The 15,822-nt window shown below is 63.5% G+C and carries 15 protein-coding genes; 8 read left to right on the forward strand and 7 right to left on the reverse strand.

The window, feature by feature from the left end:
* The first annotated feature begins 15 nt into the window (after positions 1 to 15).
* Both IV454_RS00425 and IV454_RS00430 read left to right on the forward strand, forming a co-directional pair.
* Positions 16 to 1,077 (forward strand): transporter, encoded by a 1,062-nt coding sequence (locus IV454_RS00425; protein WP_206089712.1) that lies wholly within the window; start codon positions 16 to 18, stop codon positions 1,075 to 1,077.
* A 19-nt stretch (positions 1,078 to 1,096) separates the two neighbouring features.
* On the forward strand, positions 1,097 to 2,038 hold the full coding sequence (locus IV454_RS00430; RefSeq protein WP_206089713.1) for a DUF3616 domain-containing protein: 942 nt from the start codon (positions 1,097 to 1,099) through the stop codon (positions 2,036 to 2,038).
* Positions 2,039 to 2,160: 122 nt separating this feature from the next.
* Here the strand turns inward: IV454_RS00430 and rph are convergent, their stop codons facing one another.
* From rph to IV454_RS00445, 3 genes are read right to left on the reverse strand one after another with little or no spacing between them, the layout of a single operon-like run.
* Positions 2,161 to 2,889 carry a ribonuclease PH gene (gene rph, locus IV454_RS00435; protein ID WP_167088804.1) on the reverse strand — a complete coding sequence of 243 codons (729 nt, stop codon included), beginning with the start codon at positions 2,887 to 2,889 and terminating at the stop codon, positions 2,161 to 2,163.
* A 7-nt stretch (positions 2,890 to 2,896) separates the two neighbouring features.
* Positions 2,897 to 3,847 (reverse strand): PP2C family protein-serine/threonine phosphatase, encoded by a 951-nt coding sequence (locus IV454_RS00440; RefSeq protein ID WP_206089714.1) that lies wholly within the window; start codon positions 3,845 to 3,847, stop codon positions 2,897 to 2,899.
* A gap of 15 nt (positions 3,848 to 3,862) precedes the next feature.
* On the reverse strand, positions 3,863 to 4,858 hold the full coding sequence (locus IV454_RS00445) for a serine/threonine protein kinase (protein ID WP_054264092.1): 996 nt from the start codon (positions 4,856 to 4,858) through the stop codon (positions 3,863 to 3,865).
* A gap of 97 nt (positions 4,859 to 4,955) precedes the next feature.
* On the opposite strand from IV454_RS00445, the gene IV454_RS00450 reads away from it, so the two are divergent.
* The 4 genes from IV454_RS00450 (at position 4,956) to IV454_RS00465 (ending at position 9,275) form a co-directional block, all read left to right on the forward strand.
* Positions 4,956 to 5,843 carry a YicC/YloC family endoribonuclease gene (locus IV454_RS00450; protein ID WP_054264093.1) on the forward strand — a complete coding sequence of 296 codons (888 nt, stop codon included), beginning with the start codon at positions 4,956 to 4,958 and terminating at the stop codon, positions 5,841 to 5,843.
* Positions 5,844 to 6,064: 221 nt separating this feature from the next.
* Entirely contained in the window at positions 6,065 to 6,712 is a 648-nt protein-coding gene (gene gmk / locus IV454_RS00455; protein ID WP_206089715.1) for a guanylate kinase, read from the forward strand.
* A 32-nt stretch (positions 6,713 to 6,744) separates the two neighbouring features.
* Positions 6,745 to 6,948 (forward strand): DNA-directed RNA polymerase subunit omega, encoded by a 204-nt coding sequence (gene rpoZ, locus IV454_RS00460; protein ID WP_054264095.1) that lies wholly within the window; start codon positions 6,745 to 6,747, stop codon positions 6,946 to 6,948.
* A gap of 77 nt (positions 6,949 to 7,025) precedes the next feature.
* Complete coding sequence (locus tag IV454_RS00465; RefSeq protein WP_206089716.1) at positions 7,026 to 9,275, forward strand: RelA/SpoT family protein; 2,250 nt, start codon at positions 7,026 to 7,028, stop codon at positions 9,273 to 9,275.
* A 186-nt stretch (positions 9,276 to 9,461) separates the two neighbouring features.
* On the opposite strand, the gene IV454_RS32585 is transcribed toward IV454_RS00465, so the two are convergent.
* From IV454_RS32585 to IV454_RS00475, 3 genes are all read right to left on the reverse strand, one after another.
* Positions 9,462 to 9,656: a heme oxygenase-like domain-containing protein gene (locus IV454_RS32585; protein ID WP_229521978.1), complete on the reverse strand. Its 195-nt coding sequence runs from the start codon at positions 9,654 to 9,656 to the stop codon at positions 9,462 to 9,464.
* 12 nt (positions 9,657 to 9,668) lie between these two features.
* A complete protein-coding gene (locus IV454_RS32590) occupies positions 9,669 to 9,974 on the reverse strand; it encodes a heme oxygenase-like domain-containing protein (protein ID WP_229521979.1) in 306 nt (101 codons plus the stop codon).
* Between the two features lie 131 nt (positions 9,975 to 10,105).
* Positions 10,106 to 12,136 (reverse strand): TonB-dependent receptor, encoded by a 2,031-nt coding sequence (locus IV454_RS00475; protein WP_206089717.1) that lies wholly within the window; start codon positions 12,134 to 12,136, stop codon positions 10,106 to 10,108.
* A gap of 201 nt (positions 12,137 to 12,337) precedes the next feature.
* Here IV454_RS00475 and IV454_RS00480 point away from each other — a divergent pair, with 201 nt between their 5' ends.
* Together IV454_RS00480 and IV454_RS00485 are read left to right on the forward strand one after the other, a co-directional pair.
* Positions 12,338 to 13,132 (forward strand): hypothetical protein, encoded by a 795-nt coding sequence (locus IV454_RS00480; protein ID WP_206089718.1) that lies wholly within the window; start codon positions 12,338 to 12,340, stop codon positions 13,130 to 13,132.
* Complete coding sequence (locus tag IV454_RS00485) at positions 13,129 to 14,487, forward strand: hypothetical protein (protein WP_206089719.1); 1,359 nt, start codon at positions 13,129 to 13,131, stop codon at positions 14,485 to 14,487. Before IV454_RS00480 ends, IV454_RS00485 begins: the two co-directional genes overlap by 4 nt.
* Before the next feature lie 2 nt (positions 14,488 to 14,489).
* On the opposite strand, the gene IV454_RS00490 is transcribed toward IV454_RS00485, so the two are convergent.
* The gene (locus IV454_RS00490) at positions 14,490 to 15,818 is read right to left on the reverse strand and encodes a DUF3422 family protein (RefSeq protein ID WP_206089720.1); all 1,329 of its coding nucleotides are present in this window, start codon (positions 15,816 to 15,818) and stop codon (positions 14,490 to 14,492) included.
* Positions 15,819 to 15,822: the final 4 nt, after the last annotated feature.

Genomic DNA, 15,822 nt, shown 5'->3' on the forward strand with positions numbered 1-15,822 from the left:
ACGCGCAATCCGACTATGACGCAGGCATGCGCGCCGGGGGCTGCCTTGCTTGAGATCGACAAAGTCGAAGTAAGCTACGGCTCCGACCCTTCGGGGCTGGTGTGGGGTTATCTGTTCGGCGTCAGCCCGGAAGCGCTGGCCATCGATTCGGCCGCGGCGCTGGCCTGGATGCGCGACCACGCGGCCAACAATCCATCGCAATTCATCTGGCTGCACTTCAACCTGTCCAACGCGGCGAGCGAAAAGTGGCTGACCACGCACGCCAACCTGGCCGAGGAATTCTACGAAACCTTGCACACCGGCTCGCGCTCGACCCGCATCGAACTGGCCGAAGACACCCTGATCGCGGTGGTCAACGATGTGCTGCACAATTTTTCGTTCGAGGAGTCCGACATTTCGACCCTGTGGGTCAGCGTGGCGCGCAATGTCGTCGTCAGCGCGCGCAGGAAGCCCTTGCAGTCGATCGAAAGAGTACGCCAGGCGGTGCGCCAGGGCGAACCGGTGCGCTCCTCGGTCGAACTGCTGATCCACCTGCTGCGCGACCAGGCCGACGTGCTGGTGAAAATCGTGCGCGACGCGGTCGAACGGGTCGACGACATCGAAGACAAGCTGCTGGCCGACCGCCCTACCGCCAAACGCGAAGACCTGGGCGCGATGCGACGTGTGCTGGTACGCCTGCAACGGCTGCTGGCGCCCGAACCGGCCGCCCTGTTCCGGCTGCTGCAACGCCCGCCCTCGTGGATGGCCGACCTGGACACCCAGGAGCTGCGCGAAGCGACCGAGGAATTCTCGGTGGTGCTGAGCGATATGTCGTCGCTGCAGGAACGCATCAAGCTGCTGCAGGAAGAAATCGCCGCCCGGGTCAGCGAAGAGACGGGCCGCAGCCTGTTCATCCTGACCATCGTCACCGTCCTGGCGCTGCCGATCAACATCATCGCCGGCATGCTGGGCATGAACGTGGGCGGCATTCCGCTCGCGCACCATCCGGCCGGTTTCTGGATCATCGCCGGCATCATCGCCACCTTCACGGTGGTGGCGGGCTGGCTGGTCAAGCGCGCCGCGCGGCGCCTGCGTTAGCCGCTCACTGGAGAACGACGTGAACAAACAACGAGCCCCGGCCAGCGCAATCCTGATCGCGGGTGTGCTGCAAGCAAGCCTGGAAGATCATTTTGTGTATCGCGGCATGTGCGATGCGTCGGCCGCCGCCGCGCTCGGGGACGACCTGTTCGTGGTCGCCAACGACGAGCGCAACCAGCTCAAAATCTACCGGCGCGGCGTGGCCGATCCGGTGGAGGTGGTCGACCTGTCGGATTTTTTGGGCACCCGTACGAACAAGGAATCGGACCTGGAAGGCGCGGCCACCGTGGGCGAGCGAATTTACTGGATTTCCTCGCATGGGCGCAACAAGAAAGGCGAAGTGCAGGAGCGCCGCCACCGCTTTTTCGCGACCGGGGCGGGCAAGGGCACAGCGCGCATGGAACCGATCGGCAAGGCATACAGCCGCCTGCTGGACGACATGATCGCAGCCGAGCATCTGCAACACTATCCGATCGCGCAGGCGGCCGGCTTGATGCCGGAAGCCGATGGGGCTTTCAATATCGAAGGGCTGGCGGCCACGCCGGAAGGAGCGCTGCTGATCGGGCTGCGCAATCCGGCGCCGCAGGGCAAGGCGCTGGTGATCCCCTTGCTCAATCCCGCGCAGGTGATCGAAGGCACGCGCGCCCTGTTTGGCGAGGCGATCGAGCTTGACCTGGGCGGCCTGGCGATCCGCAGCATGGAGCTGGTGGGGCTGGCCTACATGATCGTGGCGGGGCCACCGGCCGATCGTGGCGGGTTTGCGCTGTACCGCTGGTCGGGCAAGGCCGGCGAGGCGCCGCAGCAGCTGGTGCATGAGCATTTTGACGAGGTGCGGCCGGAGGCGCTGTTTGCGATTCCAGGCACGCGCAAGGTGCAGATCCTGAGCGATGACGGCGGATCGCATGTGAAGGCGCTGGAAGAAGAGGAGCAGACGTTTCGGAGTATTACGGTGGTTTTATAGCCTCCACCACCGTCGTTCCCGGCCTTGGCGGCCCCCTTGGCGGGAACCCAAGTTCGTTGAGCCGCCGCCAACTACGGTACAAACTTGGGTTCCCGCCTGCGCGGGAACGACGGAGCAAGCGCTTAAAGCCCCAGCGCCTTCTTCTGCAACGCGATAATGTCCGCAATCCCGGCCTGCGCCAAATCGAGCAAACGGTTCATCCCGGCCCGGTCGAACGCCGCGCCTTCGGCCGTGCCCTGCACTTCGATAAAGTGCCCGGCCTCGGTCATCACCACATTCATATCCGTGTCGCAGCCCGAATCCTCGACGTAATCGAGGTCCAGCACCGGCATGCCCTTGTACACGCCCACCGAAATGGCCGCCACAAAACTCTTCACCGGCACCGCGGGAATCGCTCCGCTGGCCACCAGTTTGCTGAACGCGTCATACGCGGCCACCATCGCACCGGTGATCGACGCGGTCCGCGTGCCGCCATCGGCCTGGATCACGTCGCAATCGAGGTTCAGGGTGCGTTCGCCGAACGCTTCCAGGTCGAACGCCGCGCGCAGCGAGCGCCCGATCAGGCGCTGAATTTCCTGCGTACGCCCGCTTTGCTTTCCGCGCGCCGCTTCGCGGTCCATGCGCGTGTGCGTCGAACGCGGCAGCATGCCGTATTCGGCCGTCAGCCAGCCCTGCCCTTTGCCCTTCAAGAAGCCCGGCACCTTCTCTTCGATGCTGGCCGTGCAAATGACCTTGGTGTCGCCGCACTCGATCAGTACCGATCCCTCGGCATGCTTGGTGTACTGGCGCGTCAGGACGATATCGCGCAGCTGGTCGACGGCGCGGCCGCTCGGACGTGATTCAAATGTCATAAAAACCTTATTTCAAAACTTGGGATGATTTTTCGATGGCGTCGCGGATCTCGGCGATGGCCTTTTCGATCTCGTCGTCGTTGAAGGCGTCGATTTCGAGCGGCTGCTCCGGCTCCGGAGCGCTCAGGATCGTGGTGCTGACCAGGTTCTCGGGCAGCATCATGGTCGAAATGACCGCGGCGCTGCCGTCCGTGTTCGCGCCCGCCGTCTCCACTTCCGGCGAACCTTGCCACATGATCGCCAGCGCGGTCGTGTTGTCGCAGGTCTCGCCGCCGATGGTAATCGCCGTGCTGATCATGTCGGGAATGGCGCGCACGATGGTCTGGGTCGACAGGCGATGAACAATCTCTTCGTCCGGCAGCATCGACCACAAGCCATCGGAGCACAGCATGACCACGTCGCCGGTCAGCAGGCTGACCTGGCGCGACACTTCGATCTTCGGCAGGGAGCTGGCGCCGATGCAGTTATACAGCTTGTTGCGGTCCGGGTGAGTCGCGCGTTCGGCCGGATCGGCCAGGCCCTGGGCGATCAGGTGCTCGATGTGCGAGTGGTCGCGCGTGCGGCCCAGGATCTGTCCGCGGCGCAGCCAGTACAGGCGCGAGTCGCCGCAGTGGGCCCAGATCGCCGTGTTGTGCTGGATCAGGCAAGCCACCACCGTGGTGCGCGGCGTGTCCGGCATGTTGTTGGCGATGCGGTAGCGGTGAATCTCGTCGTGCGCTTCGAGGAAGGCCTCTTCGAGGAAGCGCTCGGGCTTCCTCACATACGGCGTGGCGTGCTGCTGGAACATGCTCGACATGGTTTGCAGGGTGATGGCCGCGGCCATTTCGCCACGCAGGTGGCCGCCCATGCCGTCGGCCAGGACCAGCAGCAGCGCGTCGCGCGTGAAGCTGTATCCCATCCGGTCCTGGTTGACCTTGCGGCCGCCGAGCTGGCTTTCCTGATAAACGGAAAATTGCATAATTATCTTTCTGGATCAGGTGTTTTTATCGTTGACTTTTTTGCGGCCGAAACTACCCAGGCGATCGACCAGCCCGCGCATCTGGCCGCCGAGCTTTTCCAGCCCGCGCGGCGCTTCCGGCTTCTTCGGTGGCGGCAGCGCCAGTTCCTTTTGCAGCGCGAACAGGCTTTGCGGCCGCGCCAGCGGGTCCATGTCGAGGCAATTCTTGACCATGTTGATCAGGGCCGGCGAAAAACTGCCTTCCAGCTTGGCGTAGTAGCCCGGCATCTTGTCTTCGGTCTTGCGCTGGTCGGCCGGCTGCGGCGGCGCGCCCGCCATGCAGGCGAAGATGGTCGCGCCAATGCTGTAAATGTCCGACCACGGTCCCAGCGCCGCCGTTTTCGAGTACAGATCCGGCGGGGCGAAGCCCGGCGTGTACATTGGCGTGAGCTTCGGGATGTCGGCGTTGATGGTCTGGCGCGCGGCGCCGAAGTCGAGCAGGATCGGCGAGCCGTCGGTGCGCAGGTAGATATTGGCGGGCTTGAGGTCCAGGTGCAGCAGCTTGTTGGCGTGCACTTCGCGCAGGCCACCGCACACGCCGATGAAGATCTGGCGGATGAACGCTTCCGACAAGCGGCTGCCCTTGCTGGCCAGGCGGGCGATGTGTTCCTGCAGCGAGTGGCCCGATTCGTAGCCCATCACCATGTACACGGTATCGTTGGCGCGGAAGAAGTTCAGCACCCGCACCACGTTCGGGTGGGAGATCAGCGCGAGCGCCCGTCCCTCCTCGAAAAAGCACTTCAGGCCGATGCGGAACACCGGTAGATTGGGGGGGGAAATCACCGGAACGAGCTCGCCAGGTTGCCGCAAAGCGAGGGAGCTCGGCAGGTACTCTTTAATGGCGACCGCGTTCCCCTCGGCGTCATAAGCGAGATATACAATACTGAACCCACCGGACGCAATTTTCTTTACAATGCGATATCCGGCGATTTCAAGACCATCGGGCAGGGGAGCGTTATTTTGTGCAGCCATCTGTGTGTTCCTTGCTTAACACGGCGATTGTGTGGATAAATCACGGCTTTGTAAAGAAAAGATAAAAATACCGGGGACTCCATTGAGCATTTCTAGCATGACAGGTTACGCGGTGGCCACCAGCGAAGGCGCGGCGGGCACCCTTACAATTGAAATCAAGAGCGTTAATTCGCGCTTTCTGGATCTGCAGTTCCGCATCAACGATGAGTTGCGCGCGCTCGAACCGGACTTGCGCGCCGCGATCATGGCTGCCATCACGCGCGGCAAGGTCGAGGCACGCCTGAGTTTCGGACGCAAGGTCGCCGGCGGTTCGCAGGCCTTGAATGCCGCCCTGCTGGCCGATCTGGCCCGTTTGCAGACCGAAGTGACCAAGCATTTCGTCTCGGCGCCCTTGATGACGGTGGCCGAGCTGCTGCGCTGGCCCGGCGTGATCGAGGAAGCCCAGGTCGGCCAGGAGTCGCTGCAGGCCGACGTGGCCGCGCTCACGGCCACCACCGTGGCGGCGTTCGTCGACAGCCGCCGGCGCGAAGGCGCGGCCCTGGAAGCGATGCTCATTTCCCGCATCGATGCGATGGACGTGATCGTCAAGCGCATCACGCCGCTGATTCCGCAAGTGATCGCGCAATTCCAGCAAAAGGCGGTCGAGCGCATGCAGGATGCATTGGGGCTGGCCGGGCACGGCACGCCGTCGACCCTGACGCGCCAGGAAGCGTTCGAGCGGATTCGCCAGGAAGTGACCTTGTACGGCATCCGGATCGACGTGTCGGAAGAACTCTCGCGCCTGTCCGCGCACTTGACCGAGACCCGGCATATCCTCAAAAAGGGTGGCCAGGTCGGCAAGCGGCTCGATTTCATGATGCAGGAACTGAACCGCGAAGCCAACACGCTGGGCGCCAAGGCGTCGGTGAAGGAATTGGCCGATGCGTCGATGGAATTGAAGCTGTTGATCGAACAGATGCGGGAGCAGGTGCAGAATCTGGAGTAGTTTCCCGCACGTTCGCCCGCCAGCAATTCCGTCGCCCGCAGACCCGTCGTTCCCGCGCAGGCGGGAACCTATAGCACCTTTGATCATCGGTGCCATGGGTTCCCGCCTCCGCGGGAACGACGTTTTGGGGCTAACGTAGCAAGCAGATAAGTAAACAAGCAGCTGTACTCACGTACCAACAACCGCAATAACGCACCAACCCGTACCCGAGAAAGACAACCATGCCCACTCCTACTTTCGGTTTTTCAGGCAGCCTGTTCGTCGTCGCCGCTCCGTCCGGCGCCGGTAAATCCACCCTGGTCAACGCCTTGCTCGCGCAGGAACCTGGCATCAAGCTGTCGATCTCGACCACCACGCGCCCTCCCCGCCCCGGCGAGCAGGATGGCCGCGAGTACCATTTCACCACCGCCGCCGACTTCGTCGAGCGCGCCGGCCGCGGTGAATTCCTCGAATGGGCCGAAGTGCACGGTAACTACTACGGCACCTCACGCCTGATGGTCGAAAAGGAAATGAAAGCGGGCACCGACATCCTGCTCGAAATCGACTGGCAGGGTGCGCGCCAAGTGCGCAAGCAGTTTCCCCAGGCCGCCGGGATCTTCATCTTGCCGCCCTCGATCGCGGCCTTGGCCGAGCGCCTGAACAAGCGCGGCCAGGACGAACCGCACATTATCGAGCGCCGCCTGCTGGCCGCCGGCGGCGAGATCGCTCACGCTCCGGAGTTCGAGTATGTTATTATCAATGAAGAGTTCAACGTCGCCTTGTCAGAGATGAGCGCGATTGTCAGAGCGACACGCAGCCGATTTGCCCAGCAAGCTGCGCGTAACGCCTCGCTATTTGCCCAACTGGGTATCCATGCGCAACAATCGTGACACGGCACACACCGTCATATTGAGGAAATTACATGGCCCGCATTACCATTGAAGATTGCTTGAAGCATATCCCTAACCGCTTTCAACTGACCCTGGCCGCGACCTATCGCGCACGTCAGTTGTTGCAAGGCCACACTCCAAAGGTGGAAGCCAAGGACAAGCCAACCGTCGTCGCCCTGCGTGAAATCGCAGCCGGCAAGGTCGGTATCGAGATGCTGAAAAAGGTTCCGATGTAAGTGTTTTTCGTGCCCGAACGGTGTCAACAAGCCATCCTGATTTTCTTTTTTCACATTTCGGCTGATTGACTTTGCGTATGAATCTGATTCCTCCGGATACGACACTCTCAGGCACACCCAAGACCCGGTCCTCGCGCGCCGCCACCAAGGCGCAAGAGGCCGCGCTCCCTGCCGCTCCCGCTCCTGGTGTGGCATCGGTCTCCCAGCTGTCGGCCAAGCTGAGCGAGTACCTCACCGCCTCCGAACTCAAGAAGGTCAAGGAAGCCTATCGTTTTTCCGACGAGATGCACCTTGGACAAGTCCGCAAGTCGGGCGAACCGTATATTTCCCATCCCATCGCCGTGGCCGAAATCTGCGCCGACTGGAAGCTCGACGCCCAGGCCATCATGGCCGCGCTGCTGCACGATGTGATGGAAGACCAGGACGTCAAGAAAGATGAGCTGATCGAGCGCTTCGGCGCCCCCGTCGCCAGCCTCGTCGACGGCCTGTCCAAGCTCGAAAAAATCGAATTCCAGACCCTGATCGAAGCGCAGGCGGAAAATTTCCGCAAGATGCTGCTGGCCATGGCGTCCGACGTGCGCGTGATCCTCATCAAGCTGGCCGACCGCCTGCACAATATGCGCACCCTGGAGCACATGACGCCGGCCAAGAAACGCCGCATCGCGTCCGAAACCATGGAAGTGTACGTGCCGATCGCGCACCGTCTGGGCCTGAACAATATTTACCGCGAATTGCAGGACCTGGCGTTTTCGCACCTGTATCCGGTGCGCTACCGTACCCTGTCCAAGGCCGTCAAGGCGGCGCGCGGCAACCGCCGCGAAGTGGTCAAGAAGATTCTCGAATCGGTCAAGAACACCTTAGCCATCGCCGAACTGCCGGCCGAAGTCTACGGGCGCGAAAAAACCCTGTACGGCATCTATAAAAAAATGCGCAGCAAGCACTTGTCGTTCTCGCAGGTGCTCGATGTGTACGGTTTCCGGGTGGTGGTCGACAGCTTCGCCAATTGCTACGTGGCGCTGGGGACCCTGCACGGCCTGTACAAGCCGATGCCGGGTAAGTTCAAGGATTACATCGCGATCCGCAAGCTCAACGGCTACCAATCCTTGCACACGACCCTGATCGGCCCCTACGGCACGCCGGTCGAGTTCCAGATCCGCACCCAGGAAATGCACCGCACCGCCGAGTCCGGCGTGGCCGCGCACTGGCTGTACAAGAATGGCGAGTCGAACCTGTCGGACCTGCAGCAAAAGACCCATGCGTGGCTGCAATCGCTGCTCGACATCCAGCAGCAGACCGGCGACTCGGCCGAATTCCTGGAGCACGTCAAGGTCGACCTGTTCCCCGACTCGGTATATGTGTTCACGCCCAAGTCGAAGATCATCGCCCTGCCGCGCGGCGCCACGGCGCTCGATTTTGCGTACACGATTCACACCGGCATCGGCGACCATACGGTGTCAGTCAAGATCAACAACGAAGCGGCGTCCTTGCGTACCGAGTTGCGCAATGGCGACATCGTCGAGATCGTGACCGATCCCGATTCGAAGCCGAGTCCGACGTGGCTGGCGTTCGTCCGCACCGGCAAGGCGCGTTCGGCGATCCGCCACCATCTGCGCACGATCAACCTGAACGAGTCCGTCGAGCTGGGCCGCGAATTGCTGGCGCAGGCATTGACGGCGCTCAATATCCAGCCGGACTTGCCGGAACCGACCGTCGAGAAGCTGCTCAATGAATCGTCGGCCAAGTCGATGGATGAGCTGTATGCGGACATCGGCATCGGCAAGCGCATGGCGGCGCTGGTGGCGCGGCATATTTTCGGCCTGGTCGATGACGATCTGGTGAGTTTGCCGGCCCATCCGCATGCGACGCCGGGCGAACTCGATCCGGTGACCATTTATGGCAGCGAAGGCGTATCGGTGCAGCTGGCGCCCTGCTGTCTGCCGATTCCGGGCGACCAGATCATCGGGCAGCTGCGGCGCGACCAGGGCTTGATCGTCCATACCAGCGATTGCGCCGGCGCCAAGCGGCTGCGCGGCAAGGAGCCGGATCGCTGGATCTCCGTGCAGTGGGGCGGGGAATTGAACCGCCGCTTCGACTGCCGGATCAGGCTACTGATTAATAATGAAAAAGGCATCCTGGCGCGCGTGGCCGCCGAGATTGGCGAATCGGATGCGAACATTTCGTATGTGGGCATGGACGAGGATGAAGAACACGTCATGACGCAGCTGCGGTTTACGATTCAGATCAAGGACCGCGTGCATCTGGCGCACCTGATCAGGAATCTGCGACGCGTGGTAGGGGTGACCAGGGTGGAACGCGAGCGCAATTAGTTCGCGCGCTCTACACTAGCTTGCGCAGCCAGCAATGGATTGTCCCGCTAACTTAAAAACCGTCGTTCCCGCGCAGGCGGGAACCCAAGTTTGTCGAACCGTCTGTGGCTGCGGTTCAAAATTGGATTCCCGCCTGCGCGGGAATGACGGTTTGGCTGGGGATTGGCATTGCCCCCTTCATCTGTATTACCTCATCGCCAAAATCCGGTCGAACGCATCGCACGCGCCCCTGCACGCATCGGCAATCTCCCCTTCGCTTTTCACGCTCTCTCTCAGCGCCAGCATGAAGCTGCGCCAGCGCGGCCCCGACCCCTCCGTCCCACTGCGCAGATAGCGCAGCGGATGCGGCGCCAGCGGCCCCGCCAGGCGCTGGTTCAGCACCGCCCCGCCCAGCTACGAGCCTTCGATCACATACGTCACGCCCCGGCGGTACGCCGCGCTGGCGTCAACCGGCCAGACGGTGTCGTCCTCGGGCCGCGTATCGGCACGCACTCCGGCCAGCGCCGGATCGGCCAGATCGGCATCGATCAGCGCAACCCGCGCCACCGCCGGGAAGCTGGCCTCGCCCTGCGGACCATCGCTGTAACGCGCCAGCCAGGCTTCCAAGGGAGACAACCAGCGCCGCAGCATGTGCAAATGGTCGCTGTAATGCTGCAAGCCGGCGTCCGGCCGGGCCAGCGGCATCGCGGAGTCGAGCACGGCGTGACGTTCGGCCGTAGCGATGCGCTCAGCGCGTCGGCCTGCGCGCGCTTGGGATGTTGGTTGATAGACTATTCTTGTTCTATAAGGTACTCGCATCGCAGTCTATCAGCCTGCTTGCTCCGCACGCCTCAAAACGACGAACTCAAGGTCAGCCGGAACGAGCGCGATTCGGTCGGGTGGAAATGGATGTCCTCGACCGCCCCGGCCTCCCCTTGCAGGCGCGATGCGTAGAAATAATCGATCGCCGAACTGCGCCGGTTGGCCAGGTTGAAGCCTTCCAGTTCGAGCTTGAGACGCTTGCCCAGCTTGTAGCCGATACGCCCGTTCACGGTGGCCGTCGAGCGCGAACGCACGCTGTTGTCTTCGATCAAAGGACGCGGGCCAAAATAGCGCAGCTGCAGCGCCCCGAACCACGGCCCCAGGCTGTCGAGCGCCAGCGCCAGCGAGGCCACGCCCTCGACCGCGCCGGGAATGCGCCGTCCGGCCATGTCGGCATTGCGGAAGCGCGCGCGCGCAAATGCCACATCGGCATCGATACTCATCCAGTCGTTGGGCTTGTAGTAATTGGAAAACTCGACGCCGCTGCGCCGACTCGGCCGGCCCGCCTCGGTGCTGCCCGCGTCACCCACGAATACCAGTTCGGAATCGACATCGAGCTGGTACAGCGACAGCGAACTTTGCAAGCCGGGCAGCGCTTCGCTGCGCAGGCCCACTTCATAGCCGCGCGCCTTGACCAGCGGCGTCACCCGCTCGGTCGCCTCGCCGCTTTTCGGGTCGGTGCGAATCGTGGTGCCGCGCGCGTCGTTGCTGTGAAAGCCGGTGCCCGCGTTCAGGTACAGCTCGGTCTGGCGCCACGGGCCGACAATCAGGCTCAGGGTCGGACTGGCGCGGTTGGCACTCGCGCGGCCGCTGTTGTCAAGCAGGATGCTGTCGACATCGAAACGATAATGGTCGAGGCGTACCCCGGCCACCGAGCGCAACACGGGCGTCCAGCGCGTGCTGTTGTCGTAGAACACGGCGGCGCTGGTCTCGACGATATGATCCTCGCGCGTGGTGGCGCGGCGCTGGCGCGCGACGGTGTCGTACAGTCCGTTGTGGATATTGTCGTTCTGGAACTGGACGCCGACCCGGTGACTGCCCCAGCGGTGCTCGGCGTTCAGGGCGCTGGTGACCCTCCGGTCCGGCTGGCTGAACTGGTCGCCATTGAGCGGGTCGTCCAGAAAATACGTGAAGTTCGAGTACAGCGCCAGCCGGTTGGCCACCACCGACGCATTGACCTTCGTCACACCCACCGCCGAAGCGAGGTGCCAGCCGCCGGACAGGCTGTAGCGGCGCGCGCTGCCGCCATCGCTCGTATCGACCGTATCGAAGCGCCCCAGGCGGCCATCGTCCAAGGCGCGCCGGGGAATCTGGTCGCTCGCGTTCCAGCGCGCCCGGTAAGCCATGGCCGTGACGTTGAAGCCATTGGCGGCGTCGCCCTGGCTGAAGCGCAGCACGCCGTTGAGCTTGTTGTAATCATCGCCGCGCGTGAACGGGCCATCGTTATGGAACGATTCGAGCGCGTACAGCAGCTTGCCCTTGCCCAGCGCGGGCGAATCGGCCAGCAGCGCGCGCCGGTAGCCGTTCTGGCCCAGGCCCAGGCTGGCGATGCCTGGCGCCAGGGTGTCGGCATAACGCACGGCCAGCGCGCCGGCCGCGGCGAAGTCGCCTTCGTCGGCGTAGTACGGCCCCTTGCGGTAGTCGAGCCGGCTGGCCAGTTCGGGAATCAGGAAATTCAGATCGGTCCAGCCCTGCCCGTGGGCGTGGCTGCGCTGATTGACCAGCATGCCGTCGACCGTGGTGCGCAAGTCGGTGCCGTGGTCGAGGTTAAAGCCGCGCAGGTAGAACTGGTTGGCCTTGCCCTCGCCGCTGTGCTGGCTGACGATCAGCCCTGGTGTCGCTTCCAGCAGTTCGCCGGGACGGTACACCGAGCGCGCCGCCAGTTGCTGCTGGGTGACCACGCCGGCATTGGCGGAATCGGCCACGCCCAGCTGGCTGATCCGCGAGGCGGCTACCACCACCTGCGGCAACGCTTGCGCCGGCTCGTCGGCGTGGACCAGGGCCGACGCGCCCAGCAGCAAGGCACTCAAAGGATGGCGTACAAGTCGGAAATCGTGCATGGGCGGGCCTGTGAGGAAATGGGAGGCGATTATACAAACTGATCTCTTATTCGGCCGCAACGTGGATTCGGATTCAACTGATTGGCATGGCATCCGCAAGGTCAACATTACTACCTTTTCAATCCGACGGATGCCGGGCGACCGTCGTGTGTTAACATCGCCTGCCCTGCCCATTCTCATCAACTGTCCGGAAGCCATGCCATGGGATATCGCCGTTTTCTGCACACGCTCTCCTTCTGGCTTGCCGCCGCGTTCATGGGCGAAGCCTGCGCCGTCGAGCGCACCGAAACCGTCGAATGCGAGCTGGCCGATGGCAGCGCCTTCATTCTCCGGGCAAGCCATCAGTGGACGCCGCTGGCGGTGTTCGCGCGCCATGCCAGCGCGCGCGAGGAGCAGGATGGCTTCAAGGTGTCTTACCGCGCGCGCGGTAAGAGCGAACTGGTGGACACGGGCGCCGAACTGGCGTATCGACCCCTGGAGCAAGGCGCCAATATGGAAGTACTGTGCGCCCGCCTGGGCCTGTATGAAGGCCAGCCAGGCACCGGCGCTTCCCTGCGCATGCCGGGAGAAACACGCTTCTGGGTACCGGCGCCTCCCGGCATGGGCAACGACGAGGTGGAACAGCAGCGCGTCGATGCGCAGTTAACGCAGCGCGGCCTGCACCTGATGGATGAAAACAGCGCCATGGCCATCCGCCAGGGCAAGCTGGTGCAGGAACTGCCCTTGTACGCGACCGGCGCGCCGGCCTGCGCCGCACGCAATGATCTGCAGTGCCCGGTAAGCGCCGTGCTGCGCATGACCTCAACCGACCGCGGCGCAACCTGGCAGCCGGCCAGCATCGACACCACGCCCTACTTCTTCAAGACCGGCATGGCGCTCGCACGGCAAGCCGGCCTTGCCCATCCTTCCGCGCGCAGCCTGCGCAACTACCGTAACCGCGATGAGAACGGCGCCAAGCCGCTTGAGCAGCCATGTCCGAAAAAATGCAGCGAATGAAAACCTCTCTCGTGACCGTGCTGGTGCTGGCCCTGCACGCCCAGTCCGGCTTTGCCCAGGACCGCCTGGAATGCCTGCTGCCCCAGGGCGGCCGCATTCTGATGGAGGGAAGCTGCAAAGCGCTCTACGGCAATCATCCAGACGTCTGCGATACCCAGTACGCCACGCGCTACCTCGGGCCGAACGGGGCCGCTCCGGTCGAGCTGGGCATCACCTCGATGCGCCGCACCGACGATTCCGGTACGCCAGCCGAAATGTGCGCCAATTTTTACGTCCGGGATGGCGCCGTGCATGCGAGCGGGGCCGAATATGGGCAATACCGTAAGGTTGCCGAGGGCCAGCTGACATCCGTGCAAGCGAAGCCGCATTACGATAAAGACGTGGAAAAGCAGGCCAACCGCGCATCGGCCCGCCGCGCGCTGAGCTACCCCGGCTATGCGCGCATGGCGGTGCAGGGCGCCACCTGGGTGGTCGAAGTTGCGCTGACCCGGTGGGACTGGGGCCACTATGCCGATGCCGATTTTTACCGGCAACCGCTCTCGCACGTGTCGCAAACGCTGTCCACCGACCAGGGGGAAAGCTGGAGCGCGCCGGTCATCACCAGCGAGTCCCGCTTGTTCACCATCGGCGCCTCGGCACTGGACCAGCCGGATGCCGCCAAGCCCGGCGCCGCCACCATCGCCGACAAGGTCCAGGAACGGCGCGCGCTGCTGGCACAGGGCAAGCAACTGGTACTGCGTTGCCGCCTGCCCGATCAATCCGAATTTGTGCTCTCCGGCATGCTGTCGGATGACGAGCACGAACTGCCGCCCTTCGTGCCGCTCGCCTCGATTACCTACCTCGGCGCACCGGGCCGCGCGCCCATCGGCGTGGACCCCGACCTGGCCTTGCTCATGGACTTGCCGACGGCCGCTGCGGGCCCCGCGCAAGATCAGGTCTGCAACGGCGCCGGCCTGGCCAATAGCATTCCCTACATCGGCATCACCATGCTCGACCAGGATGGCAAGCGCTTCACCCGCTTTTCATACCCGGACAAGATCTGGTTCCCGGGCGACCCGCCGCGCCAGGTGATGCAATTGCTGATGCGTCAGCACCTAACGTATGGCATCAAGGTCGCACTCACCCGTCGCGGCAAACTGATCGGGCTGGAATATCCGCTGGTGCCGCAGGCCTGCGCCAGCGATGCCCGGGACGGCAAGCCCCCCTCCTGCCCGGTCAGCGCCGTGCTGCGCAGCGAATCGCGCGACAACGGCATGAGCTGGTCCGACCTGGAATTTTCGACCACGTCCTGGATCTTCGCGCCAGGCAAGTCAATCGACCAGCAGCCGGGGGGCGCCACATTCAAGAAGGAATAAGCCTAGCGGCTCACATGGTGATGCATGCGGCGCAGCCCCAGCCAGACGATGGCCAGCATCACCGGCATGGCGGCGCCGGTCACCATGTCCGGATTGATCGGCACCCCGGCCGCCTTCAGCGCCTTGCCCGCATATGCGATCAGCCCGATCGAATAATACGAAATGGCCACCACCGACAGCCCCTCGACCGCCTGCTGCAAGCGCAGCTGCTGGGCCGCGCGCGCGTTGAGCGACTCCAGGATGCGCCGGTTCTGCTGTTCCTGCACGATGCCCACCCTCGTGCGCAGCAAGTCATTGGTGCGGCCGATGCGCTCGGCCAGCGCTTCCTGGCGCCGCACGGTCGACTCGCAGGTGTTCATGGCCGGCGCCAGGCGCCGGTCCATGAATTCGCGGATGGTCGGCACCCCCGGAATGCGCGCTTCGCGCAATTCCTCGATGCGCGCCTGCACCAGCCGGTAATACGCTTTCGAGGCGGCGAAACGATAACTGTTTTCCAGCGCCAGCTTTTCCATGCGCGCCGCCAGCACCGTGATCTTTTGCAGCAAAATCTGTTCGTCGTCGGGCGCATCGGGCGCGTCCGATACCACCTCGCTGGCATCGGTCATGCCTGCCGACAAGCGCGCCAGCTCGGCCTCGATGCCGTTGAGCACGGGCGCGGCCAGCTGCGCTTGCGGCAAGCCGAGCAGCGCCATCATGCGGTAAGTTTCGATTTCCAGCACCCGCTGCACCAAGCGCCCGGCCTGCTGGTATTGCATGCCCAGGTCCTGGATCACGACCCGGCCGAAACCGTCGGGCGCAATCGCGAAATCGGTCCAGACCTTGGCGAAATTCTGGCTGTCGCAGCCGACCAGCAGATTGGCGCCGAACACGTGGCGCATCTCGGTCAAGGAGGCGCTCACCTGCTGCAAGCTCACGTGGGTGGCGGCCATCACCTTGCCTTCCAGGCTCAGCAGCCACTCATCGGGAATATGGCGCAGCGGTACCTGCTCGAACCCTTGCTCGGCCGCGACCGGCTTGGCGCGCTGTTCAGCGAAGGTGTAAGTGGAAAACTCCGTATGCGATTCCCATTGCAGGCGGAAACTGCCGAAATCATGGAAAAAATAGCGCGCTTCCGGATGCGGCGCCGCCACCCCGAAATAGCGGCACAGCGCGCCCAGCAACTGGTTCTGGCAGGCCAGCTGATGCGCATCGGCATCGGCCTCGTCGCGCGCGTAGACCGCAAGGTGGGTCAGGGTTTCAGGGCCGTTCAGGCGCAAGGACGGGCGCGAATGGACTTCGGCCGCCAGCGGTATGCGCAAGGCGTGGTTGAAAGTGGCATGGGAAATCGACATCGGC

The organism is Massilia antarctica (assembly GCF_015689335.1).
In the GTDB taxonomy this organism is placed as follows: Bacteria; Pseudomonadota; Gammaproteobacteria; order Burkholderiales; family Burkholderiaceae_D; genus Telluria_A; species Telluria_A antarctica.

Excerpts from the sequence above, each read along its gene's own strand:
- IV454_RS00425 (WP_206089712.1), top strand. The coding sequence starts at position 16 with ATGACGCAGGCATGCGCGCCGGGGGCTGCCTTGCTTGAGATCGACAAA.
- rph (WP_167088804.1), bottom strand. The coding sequence starts at position 2,889 with ATGACATTTGAATCACGTCCGAGCGGCCGCGCCGTCGACCAGCTGCGC.
- IV454_RS00440 (WP_206089714.1), bottom strand. The coding sequence starts at position 3,847 with ATGCAATTTTCCGTTTATCAGGAAAGCCAGCTCGGCGGCCGCAAGGTC.
- IV454_RS00445 (WP_054264092.1), bottom strand. The coding sequence starts at position 4,858 with ATGGCTGCACAAAATAACGCTCCCCTGCCCGATGGTCTTGAAATCGCC.
- IV454_RS00450 (WP_054264093.1), top strand. The coding sequence starts at position 4,956 with ATGACAGGTTACGCGGTGGCCACCAGCGAAGGCGCGGCGGGCACCCTT.
- gmk (WP_206089715.1), top strand. The coding sequence starts at position 6,065 with ATGCCCACTCCTACTTTCGGTTTTTCAGGCAGCCTGTTCGTCGTCGCC.
- rpoZ (WP_054264095.1), top strand. The coding sequence starts at position 6,745 with ATGGCCCGCATTACCATTGAAGATTGCTTGAAGCATATCCCTAACCGC.
- IV454_RS00465 (WP_206089716.1), top strand. The coding sequence starts at position 7,026 with ATGAATCTGATTCCTCCGGATACGACACTCTCAGGCACACCCAAGACC.
- IV454_RS00475 (WP_206089717.1), bottom strand. The coding sequence starts at position 12,136 with ATGCACGATTTCCGACTTGTACGCCATCCTTTGAGTGCCTTGCTGCTG.
- IV454_RS00480 (WP_206089718.1), top strand. The coding sequence starts at position 12,338 with ATGGGATATCGCCGTTTTCTGCACACGCTCTCCTTCTGGCTTGCCGCC.
- IV454_RS00485 (WP_206089719.1), top strand. The coding sequence starts at position 13,129 with ATGAAAACCTCTCTCGTGACCGTGCTGGTGCTGGCCCTGCACGCCCAG.
- IV454_RS00490 (WP_206089720.1), bottom strand. The coding sequence starts at position 15,818 with ATGTCGATTTCCCATGCCACTTTCAACCACGCCTTGCGCATACCGCTG.